The organism is Mycolicibacterium arcueilense (genome assembly GCF_058536225.1).
On record NZ_JBZTYL010000010.1, the window covers coordinates 158169 to 167953 of the forward strand.

The 9785-nt window shown below is 67.0% G+C and carries 10 protein-coding genes; 6 read left to right on the forward strand and 4 right to left on the reverse strand.

Features of this window, described 5'->3' with window-relative positions; all coding sequences use genetic code 11:
* The first annotated feature begins 6 nt into the window (after positions 1-6).
* A complete protein-coding gene (locus AC4LGL_RS15955) occupies positions 7-1536 on the forward strand; it encodes an HNH endonuclease signature motif containing protein (RefSeq protein ID WP_491839605.1) in 1530 nt (509 codons plus the stop codon).
* A gap of 10 nt (positions 1537-1546) precedes the next feature.
* On the opposite strand, the gene AC4LGL_RS15960 is transcribed toward AC4LGL_RS15955, so the two are convergent.
* Both AC4LGL_RS15960 and AC4LGL_RS15965 read right to left on the reverse strand, forming a co-directional pair.
* Positions 1547-2002, reverse strand: a complete 456-nt coding sequence (locus tag AC4LGL_RS15960; RefSeq protein ID WP_491839606.1) for an SRPBCC family protein — start codon at positions 2000-2002, stop codon at positions 1547-1549.
* A 20-nt stretch (positions 2003-2022) separates the two neighbouring features.
* Positions 2023-2994 carry an aldo/keto reductase gene (locus AC4LGL_RS15965; protein WP_491839708.1) on the reverse strand — a complete coding sequence of 324 codons (972 nt, stop codon included), beginning with the start codon at positions 2992-2994 and terminating at the stop codon, positions 2023-2025.
* A 60-nt stretch (positions 2995-3054) separates the two neighbouring features.
* On the opposite strand from AC4LGL_RS15965, the gene AC4LGL_RS15970 reads away from it, so the two are divergent.
* The 4 genes from AC4LGL_RS15970 to AC4LGL_RS15985 all read left to right on the forward strand — a co-directional run bounded on the left by AC4LGL_RS15970 (position 3055) and on the right by AC4LGL_RS15985 (position 5806).
* Positions 3055-3414, forward strand: coding sequence for a DUF427 domain-containing protein (locus AC4LGL_RS15970; RefSeq protein ID WP_491839607.1), 360 nt, complete (start codon positions 3055-3057; stop codon positions 3412-3414).
* A gap of 9 nt (positions 3415-3423) precedes the next feature.
* A complete protein-coding gene (locus AC4LGL_RS15975; RefSeq protein WP_491839608.1) occupies positions 3424-4323 on the forward strand; it encodes a DNA-3-methyladenine glycosylase family protein in 900 nt (299 codons plus the stop codon).
* A 72-nt stretch (positions 4324-4395) separates the two neighbouring features.
* Positions 4396-4947, forward strand: coding sequence for a Dps family protein (locus AC4LGL_RS15980; RefSeq protein WP_491839609.1), 552 nt, complete (start codon positions 4396-4398; stop codon positions 4945-4947).
* 34 nt (positions 4948-4981) lie between these two features.
* Positions 4982-5806 carry an MBL fold metallo-hydrolase gene (locus AC4LGL_RS15985; protein WP_491839610.1) on the forward strand — a complete coding sequence of 275 codons (825 nt, stop codon included), beginning with the start codon at positions 4982-4984 and terminating at the stop codon, positions 5804-5806.
* Position 5807: 1 nt separating this feature from the next.
* Here AC4LGL_RS15985 and aqpZ read toward each other — a convergent pair whose 3' ends face one another.
* Both aqpZ and AC4LGL_RS15995 read right to left on the reverse strand, forming a co-directional pair.
* Positions 5808-6581, reverse strand: a complete 774-nt coding sequence (aqpZ, locus tag AC4LGL_RS15990) for an aquaporin Z (RefSeq protein WP_491839611.1) — start codon at positions 6579-6581, stop codon at positions 5808-5810.
* A 113-nt stretch (positions 6582-6694) separates the two neighbouring features.
* Positions 6695-7495, reverse strand: coding sequence for a PaaI family thioesterase (locus AC4LGL_RS15995; RefSeq protein WP_491839612.1), 801 nt, complete (start codon positions 7493-7495; stop codon positions 6695-6697).
* A 63-nt stretch (positions 7496-7558) separates the two neighbouring features.
* Here AC4LGL_RS15995 and AC4LGL_RS16000 point away from each other — a divergent pair, with 63 nt between their 5' ends.
* The gene (locus tag AC4LGL_RS16000; RefSeq protein ID WP_491839613.1) at positions 7559-9616 is read left to right on the forward strand and encodes a heavy metal translocating P-type ATPase; all 2058 of its coding nucleotides are present in this window, start codon (positions 7559-7561) and stop codon (positions 9614-9616) included.
* Positions 9617-9785 lie beyond the last annotated feature (169 nt).

Below are 9785 nucleotides of genomic sequence, written 5' to 3' on the forward strand. Positions count from 1 at the left end.
GAATGTATGTTCGAGTCTGATGTGGCGTTGATCGACAAGGTCGGTGCTGCCACGCGGGCGGAGTCGGCGGCGATCGCGGCCCGGTTGGCCGCGATCGGGGCGTTGGACACCCTGCGCGAACGAGAACTGGTCGACAGCATTTTGTGGCGCACCGACCCGTATGCGGAGGTGTGCGCCGAGGTGTCGGCGGCGATGCGCATCTCGCGGGGTCGGGCGGGTACCCAGGTGCATCACGCCCGGATGCTGCGCGACAAACTGCCGCTGGTGGCGGCCCGATTCGCCGTCGGGGATATTGATTATCGGGTGGTGTCGATGATCATCGCCCGCACCGAGACCGCGGACCGGTCGGTGTGGGCCGAACTGGATGCCGAACTCGCGGGCCGGGCGCATCGGTGGATGCGGTTCTCCGAGCGGCAGTTGCGGGATCGGATCGATCATTGGATCGCCAAACTGGATCCGAACGGGGTGCGGGTGCCTCCGGATCTGGCGCAGGACCGGTTCGTGCAGGTGGACCCGGGCAGCCCGGGTGCGGCCACGATCTGGGCGAATGTCGATGCTGAGGACGCGGCGGCGTTCGATCAACGGTTGGATGCGTTGGCCGACACGGTGTGTGAGCATGATCCGCGCAGCCGGGAGCGGCGCCGTTCTGATGCGGTCGGGCCGCTGGCGCGGCTGGAAGCTCAGTTGGTGTGCCGGTGTGGTCGTGAGGACTGCCCGGCGGCCCAGAAGCGCGCGGCCGCTGATGCGGCGGTGGTTCACGTGCTGGCCAGCCAAGCCACCCTGGATGGGATGTCGCAGGATCCGGGATATCTACCCGGGTACGGGATCCTGCCCGCCGACCGTGTGCGCGACCTCTCGAGTAACGCCAAGCTCAAGCCGGTGCGGGTACCCGCTGACACCTCTACGTCGCCCAGCGAATCCAGCGCGCCACCCGAGCTCGGCGAGTCGACGGGGCTGCCTGAGCCCGCCCAACCCAGCGAGTCCATCGCCCCTGACGGTTCCGAGCCGGGGTATCGCCCATCGGTGGCGCTCTCCGAGTTCATCCGCTGGCGGGACCTGACCTGCCGGTTCCCGGGCTGCGACGCACCCGTGGACCGCTGCGACATCGACCACACCGTCCCGTACCCGATCGGGCCGACGCATCCGTCCAACACCAAGCTTTACTGCCGGGCGCATCACTTGATCAAAACGTTCTGCCCCGGCTGGTCAGACCGTCAATTACCCGATGGCACAGTAGAAGTCACCACACCGACCGGCCACACCTACGCCACCGAACCCCACGGCGCCGGAATGTTCCCGGACCTGGCCCAACCGACCGGGGACCTCAACCTCCCCGAACCCGAGGCTCCGCACCCGAACTCGAACCCGAACCGCGGCGCGCGGATGCCCAAGCGCACACAAACCCGCGAACAAGACCGCCAAGACCGCATCAACGAAGAACGAGCGCTACGCGCCGAATTCAACAACGACCTCGAAAACGAACGCCGATACCAAGCCTGGCTCGCCGAAGAATACGGACCACCACCACCCTTCTGAGCGGGGGCGATCAACCTTCGGCGCGTTCCTTCAGCCGCTGCAGGGTCAGCTGGATGTGCTCGGCGTTGGCGCCGTCGCGGTCGGGCACGCCGGTGGCCAGCCCAGCGACCTTCTTGAACCAGCCCGCGCGACGGTCCCAGGTGGACTCGGTCACTGTGCAGCCGCCCTCGGTGGCAGTGATGTCGTAGCGCCAGTGCGCCACCGGGAACACCAGAGACTTCACGTCGAAGGCGAACGTCTTGTCCGGCTCGGCGTCGGTGACGGTGCATGTCGTGCTCCAGGCCTTCGAGCCATTGCGGTTGTGGCCCTTGAAAACTGATCCGGGAGTGGCCGAACTGCCCTTCTGCCACTCCATCGCATGAGCCTCCTCGGCGAGCGAGGCCAGCGTCGGCAGATCGGTGATGAGTGCGTACACGGCTGCGGGATCGGCAGCGATCGACACAGTGGCTTTCACAGGCGCGGTCATGGGCCGATCGTAGACCCGGGCTAGCGGTCGATCATCCGCATCTGGGCCTCGGTGTGGTGGTCGCCGGCGGGCGCGGCGAGATTGTCGAGCTGGGACAGCTGGTCGGGGGTCAGCGTGACTGCATCCGCCGCGACGTTCTCTTCCAGTCGTTCTACCCGCCTGGTTCCGGGAATCGGCACGATGTCGGGGCCACGCGACAGCAGCCAGGCAAGTGCGACCTGCCCTGGCGTCGCTCCCGAGGACTCGGCGATGGCCCGCACCTCGTCGGCCAGTCGCAGATTCACCGCGAAGTTCTCGCCGGTAAACCGGGGGTTGTCCCGGCGGGTGTCGTCGTCGGCGAGGTCGTCGACGGACCGGATCTGGCCGGTGAGGAACCCGCGTCCGAGAGGTGAGTAGGCGACGAAGCCAATGCCTTTCTCGCGCAAGATGTCCAGGATTCCGTCCTCGGGGTCCCGGGTGAACAACGAGTACTCCGACTGCAGTGCGGTGATCGGGTGGACCGCATGGGCACGCCGGATGGTTTCGACCCCCACCTCGGACAACCCGATATGGCGAATCTTGCCCTCGGCGATGAGGTCGGCCAGCACGCCGATGGTCTCCTCGATCGGCGTGGAGCGGTCCAGGCGGTGCTGGTAGTAGAGGTCGATGTGGTCGGTGCCCAGGCGATGGAGCGACCCCTCCACCGCGGTGCGGATGTTGGCCGGGCTGCTATCCGCGCCGTCGCGGCCGGTGTGGGAGATCATGCCGAACTTGGTGGCGAGCACGACCTCGTCGCGTCGACCCTTCAGTGCCTGCCCGACCAACACTTCGTTGGCGTACGGGCCGTACACCTCGGCGGTGTCGATGAGGGTGACACCGAGGTCGATGGCCCGGTGGATGGTGCGAATCGATTCGGCGTCGTCGCGGCCGGCGCTGCCGTAGGCGAAGGACATGCCCATCGTGCCCAGACCGATCCGCGCCACTTCGAGGTCACCCAACCGTGCGGTCTGCAAAGTTCCCATCGCTCCAGTCTGCATGGGAATCGGTGGCCGCGCCGTGGCGTTGTGCCGCATATGACCGAGCGCCAGGTGCTGCAGCCGAGCGCAGCCCACCCCATCACCATTGCCCCGACCGGACGTCGGGTCACCGTCACTGTCGGCGGAGCGATCATCGCGCAGACCGATGCTGCCCTGACCTTGCAGGAGTCGACTTATCCAGCCGTGCAATACATTCCGCGCGCCGACGTCGTGTGGGAAACGCTGACCCGTAGCGCCGCCACCACCTACTGCCCCTACAAGGGCGAGGCGAACTATTACCACGTCGGCGACCTCGAGGACGCGGTCTGGACCTATGAGAAGCCGTATGCGGCCGTCGCCGAAATAGCCGATCACCTGGCCTTCTACCCACAGAAGGCTGACATCGCGCTGGCCTAGTCTGGAGCGGTGCCCTCAATCAGCGTCACGTTCGACAGCCCGGCCAGTCCGGGGCTGACGCTGGCTCCCTGGCGGCGCGGCGGGTACGACCCGACCAACCGGATCAGTGCCGACGGCGCGATCTGGCGCGTAAGCGCGATGAAAACCGGACCGGTGACCGCGCGGATCATCAAATCGGCTCCCGGCACCGTGCATTGCGAGGCGTGGGGCCCGGGTGACGCGGAGTTCCTGGACGGTTTTCCGGCGCTGGTGGGTGCCGACGACGACGCCGGCGGCTTCGACCCCGTCGAGCCGACCATCGCCGAGGCGCACCGGCGTGTGCCGCACCTGCGCCTCGGGCGCAGCGGCCGGGTATTGGAGGCATTGGTACCCGCGATCATCGAGCAGCGGGTCTCGGGCGTGGATGCCTGGCGTGCTTGGCGGCGGTTGGTGACGAAGTACGGCGCCCCGGCCCCCGGTCCGGCGCTTGACGGCATGCGGGTGCCCCCTACCGCCGACGTGTGGCGTCGCATCCCGTCGTGGGAATTCCACCGGGCCAACGTGGACCCGGGCCGGGCGCGCACCATCGTCGGCTGTGCGCAGCGCGCCGACGCCCTCGAGAGACTCACTGCCGAGCGGGCAGTGAAGGCGCTGCGCTCGTTGCCCGGGGTCGGTGAGTGGACGGCGGCGGAAACCGTGCAACGCGCCTTCGGCGACGCCGACGCGCTGTCGGTCGGCGACTATCACCTGGCGACGATGGTGGGACGCACCCTGCTCGGCCGGCCGATCGACGATGCGGAGATGGTGGAACTGCTCGAACCGCTGCGGCCACACCGGCAGCGGGTCGTCCGCTTGTTGGAAGCCAGTGGGCTGGCCCACAACCCGCGTTTCGGAGCGCGTCAGGCCATTCCGAACCTGCGCGCGCTGTAACCCGGGGTGATTGCACGCCCTGGTTGACGGGTATCCCGGGGCGGAACCGATCGTGAACCGAAAGGAGCCGCAATGACCTCGTTCACCATTCCCGGCCTGACTGACAAACAGGGCAACGAAGTGGCCCAGCTGTTGCAGAAGCAGCTCAGCACGTACAACGACCTCCATCTGACGCTCAAGCACGTCCACTGGAACGTTGTCGGTCCGAACTTCATCGGCGTACACGAGATGATCGACCCACAGGTGGCGCTGGTGCGGGGGTACGCCGATGAGGTCGCCGAACGGATTGCTGCACTGGGCAAATCGCCGAAGGGCACGCCGGGGGCCATCATCTCGGACCGCACCTGGGACGACTACTCCGTCGGACGTGACAACGTGCAAGCCCACCTCGCGGCACTCGACCTCGTCTACAACGGGGTGATCGAGGACACCCGCAAGGCGATCGACAAGTTGGAGAAACTCGATCTTGTCTCGCAGGACGTTCTCATCGACCACGCCGCCGAACTCGAGAAGTTCCAGTGGTTCGTCCGGGCTCACCTGGAGAGCGCCGGTGGCACGCTGGCCCATGAAGGCGCACCCACCGAGCGCGGTGCCGCCGGCAAGGCGCGGCGCAAGAGCGCTTGACCTCAACAGCTGTTGAGGTGCCAGGCTCGGTGCCATGCCTACCTGGATTTGCACGGGATGCGGTGTGGAACACCCGGATTCCGCCACCGAACCGGCCGACAGCTGTGTGTTGACCTCGGAGGTCGTCTCGATCGAGGAGCGCGGGGACCTGCCGCCACACGGCACCTGGACGACGCTGGAGGAACTGGCGGCACAACCGCACCACACCGAACACGTCGACCACGGTCGCGGAGTGCACAGCCTGCGGCGCGCGCCCCAGTTCGCCATCGGGCACCGTTCGTTTGTGGTGCAGACCGCGCACGGGAACCTGCTGTGGGATGCGCCGAGCTATCTGGACGACGAGATCATCGGCCTCGTTCACGGCCTCGGTGGTGTCGACGCTGTCGCTGCCAGCCATCCCCACATGTTCGGGGCGCAACTCAGTTGGAGCAGGGCATTCGGCGGCGTCCCCGTGTACGTGAATGCCCTTGACGCAGAGTGGCTCCCGGCTCCCGATCCGCTGATCAAGCAGTGGACCGAGGAGTTGGAACCACTGTCCGGCGTACGACTGATCCACGTGGGCGGGCACATGCGAGGCAGTTCGGTGGCGTTGACGGCTGACGGCACGCTGCTGGTCGGAGACACCATCTCCGGCGGACTGGCCCGCAACTGGGTGTCGTTTCAGCGCAACTTTCCCAAGCACATCCCGCTGTCGGCCGCGGTGGTGCGCCGGATCGTGGATCGGCTCGACGGGTACGACTATGACCGGCTCTACACCCTTGGCGGCGACGAGATCGACAGCGCCGCCAAGGATGTAGTGCACCGGTCAGCCGATACTCATATTCGTTGGGTGAGTGGGGAATTCGACCATTTGACCTGATCTAGCGGGCGCGCTCCTGGTCCAGGGTGTCCTCTCGGACCGGGCGCTCGGCCAACGCCTCCGGGGCGCCGAACAGGAACGAGTAGGCCAGACCGGCGATGGCCGCGCCGACCAGCGGGGCCAGCCAGAACGCCCACAGCTGCGCGGGTGCCCCGTTTCCGTTGAAGAACGCGACCGCCGTGGACCGGGCCGGGTTGACCGAGGTGTTGGAGATCGGGATCGAGATCAGGTGGATCAGAGTGAGGGTGAGTCCGATCGACAGACCGGCGAAGCCCTTGGGCGCCCGATCGTCGGTCGAACCGAGGATGACCAGCAGGAACACCGCGGTCAGGATCACCTCGGCCAGCAGCACCGCGACCAGTGAATATCCGCCGGGGGAGTGCTCGCCGTATCCGTTGGCGGCCATGTTCCCGGTGGCAGACCAGCCGTCCTTGCCGCTGGCGATCACATAGATCACCACGCCGGCCACCAGGCCGCCCACGACCTGCGAGATCCAGTACGGCACAACGGCCGCCCACTCGACGCGGCGGGCGAGCGCGGCGCCCAGCGTGACGGCCGGGTTGAAGTGCCCGCCGGAAATGGTGCCGAAGGCGTACACGCCGGTCAGCACCGTCAGGCCGAATGCGAGGGCCACCCCGAGGAACCCGATCCCCACGGAGAAGCCGTCGGAGAGAAACTTCGCGGCGAACACCGCGCTACCGCAACCGCCCAGGACCAGCCAGAACGTCCCGATGAATTCGGCTGCCAATCGATGTGACATGCTCGGCGTACTCATGGCGAACTCCTCCGTAGATGTGGTTCATCCGGAGGGTTTCACGCCAGTAGCTGATGGCAGAGTCGTTGTTGCCGAATTGATCGCACAGTGAAATTTACGTTGCCGTGCCGAAATCAGCGGTAAGCGGTCAACCGGGCTACCAGTGCCACCGCACCGTCATCGCCGATGGCCTGCGCGTCAACTGCTCCTGAGCTGCGTCCGACCCGCAATGGGCGTGCTTCGTAACGTGATTCGTCACCACCACGGAACTGGCGCAGATAGTTGACCCGCAGCGAAGCTGTCCGCCACGGCTCGCCGGCGTCGACGCCGAGGGCCGCGGAGCCGACGAGTTCCAGTGCCGCCGCCGATACCCCGCCGTGAACGATGCCGATGCTGTTGTTGATGACGGGATCCGGCAACTGCCGCAGTACCGCGGCGCTGCCACCGGTCTCGGCGACCTGCACCGACATGCGGTCCTCGAGAGCTGCAGGTGGCGCCCCCTCGGTGGAGTCGGTGGGCCATTCGACGATGTGCCCCGGCGCGTGGATGTGAAACGACCGCACCGTCGCCGTCCCGACCAGTTGGTCTCCGTGGGACAGCTCGCAGAGCCCCAATGAACCGGTTCCCTTCGGGCCGAAAGGCCGGGCAGTCGCGACCACCGGAACTTCCGGTGTGGCCGTGACCAGGTCTATGGCATTCGGGGTGAGCTCGATGGCCAGCTCGCTGGACACGGTCCACTCGTCGTCGGCACGGCGAAGGTGGTTGATCAGCCCGCCGACGTGGTCGACCAGCATCGCCAGCGGGGCGATGGTCGGCACCCGGGTCAGGGGATTGAGCAGTCCGCCGACGGGGATGGAGGCCACGCAGCGATCCGGGCGCTCTTCAAGGGTTTGTACGCCCATGCGGCCCAACGGGGTATTCAGCGGATAGTGCATCGCCGTCAACAGTTACGCCCACCACGGTAGCCATATACCCCCTAGGGGTATACAGTGGGCGATATGACCACGACCGAACACGCGATGCACGAGCACGAACACACCGGTCACGCGGGACATGCCGGCCACGGCGACCACGTCGCCCAGTTCCGTCGGCTGTTCTGGGTCATGGCGGCCATGGCAGTGCCGACGGTGGCTCTGTCGCCGATGTTCGCGATGCTCCTCGGCTACTCGACCCCGGATTTCCCCGGCGCACGCTGGATCTCCCCGGTGCTCGGCACCGTGATGTACGTCTGGGGCGGCCGACCGTTCCTGACCGGCGCCGTCAGCGAGATACGTTCGCGCGCACCGGGAATGATGCTGCTGATCGGCTTGGCGATCACCGTCGCCTTCATCGCGTCGTGGGGTGCGAGCCTCGGCGTACTGCACCACCAGCTGGACTTCTGGTGGGAGCTGGCGCTGCTGATCGTGATCATGCTGCTGGGCCACTGGATCGAGATGCGCTCCTTGGCGCAGACGACCTCCGCGCTGGACTCACTGGCCGCGCTGCTGCCCGACGAGGCCGAGCGGGTCGAGGGTGACGGCGACTCCGAGCAGGTGGTGACCGTGGCCCCGTCGGATCTGCGGGTCGGTGACCTGGTGATCGTCCGGCCGGGCGGCAGCGTCCCCGTTGACGGCCGGATCACCGACGGTGCGGCCGATATGGACGAGTCGATGGTCACCGGTGAGTCGCGGACAGTGCGGCGGAGCGTGGGCGACGACGTCGTCGCAGGCACCGTCGCCACCGACTCCGGGTTACGGATCCGGGTGACCGCCGTCGGTGACGACACCGCCCTGGCCGGCATCCAACGACTGGTCGGCGAGGCGATGAACTCGTCGTCGCGGGCGCAGCGGCTGGCCGACCGGGCCGCGGGCTGGCTGTTCTGGTTCGCGCTGGGATCGGCAGTGCTGACGGCGCTGGCCTGGACTCTGTTCGGCGAACCCGATCAAGCCGTCGTCCGCACCATCACGGTGCTGGTGATCGCGTGCCCGCACGCCCTTGGCCTGGCCATCCCGCTGGTGGTGTCCATCGCGACCGAACGAGCCGCCCGCGGTGGCGTGCTGATCAAGGATCGGCTGGCGCTGGAAACCATGCGCACCGTCGGGGCGGTGCTGTTCGACAAGACCGGCACGCTGACCAAGGGCGAGCCGGCCGTCACCGCCATGGCGACCACCGACCGTCCGGACAACGATGTGCTGGCGCTGGCGGCGGCCGCCGAGGCCGACTCCGAACACCCGCTGGCCCGCGCCATCGTCGACGCGGCCCGGCGCCGCAACCTCGACATTCCGTCGGCGAGCGACTTCAGCTCGTCACCCGCGGTCGGTGTCAGTGCCGTGGTCGGTGGGCGCAGGGTGCAGGTCGGCGGACCCGCATTGCTCGATCAGGAGGGGCAGTCTGCGCTGCCCGATGCCTCCGGGTGGGATGGCGCCACGGTGCTGCACGTGCTGGTCGACGGGGAAGTGGCCGGCGCGCTGGCGCTGGCCGACGAGGTGCGCCAGGAATCCAGGCAGGCCGTGGACGCGCTGCACGACCTCGGGATCGAAGTGGTGATGATCACCGGAGACGCGGCTCCGGTGGCTTCGGCGGTGGCGGCAGAACTGGGTATCGACCGGGTCTTCGCCGGTGTGCGGCCCGAAGACAAGGCAGCCAAAGTCGCCGAACTGCAGGGCGAAGGTCTGACCGTTGCGATGGTGGGTGACGGCGTCAACGATGCGCCGGCGCTGGCCCAGGCCGACGTCGGCATCGCGATCGGCGCGGGAACCGACGTCGCCATCGCATCGGCAGGCGTCATCCTCGCCAGCTCGGATCCCCGTTCGGTGCTCTCGGTAATCGAGCTTTCCCGGCAGTCGTACCGGAAGATGAAGCAAAACCTTTGGTGGGCAGCGGGTTACAACCTGATCTCGGTGCCGTTGGCCGCGGGAGTGGCCGCTCCGCTGGGCTTTGTAATGCCGATGTCGGTCGGAGCGATACTGATGTCAGCGTCGACGGTTGTCGTGGCACTCAACGCGCAGTCGCTACGTCGCCTCGACCTACGGCCCGAGGCCGGCGTGCGCAGCGTTGCGCGGGCCTCGGGACGTTGATCATGCAATTCTAAGAATCTGACTAAGCTTTCGTGCAAATATTGATTGTTGATATAACGGCACTATAACGGCACAATGTGATGTGTATGGCAAACTAAATTGACGCATGGGGCTACTGCCGGGCCCGACGGGTGCTGAGATGCCCCCGATGGAGTCGGCATGAAACCCT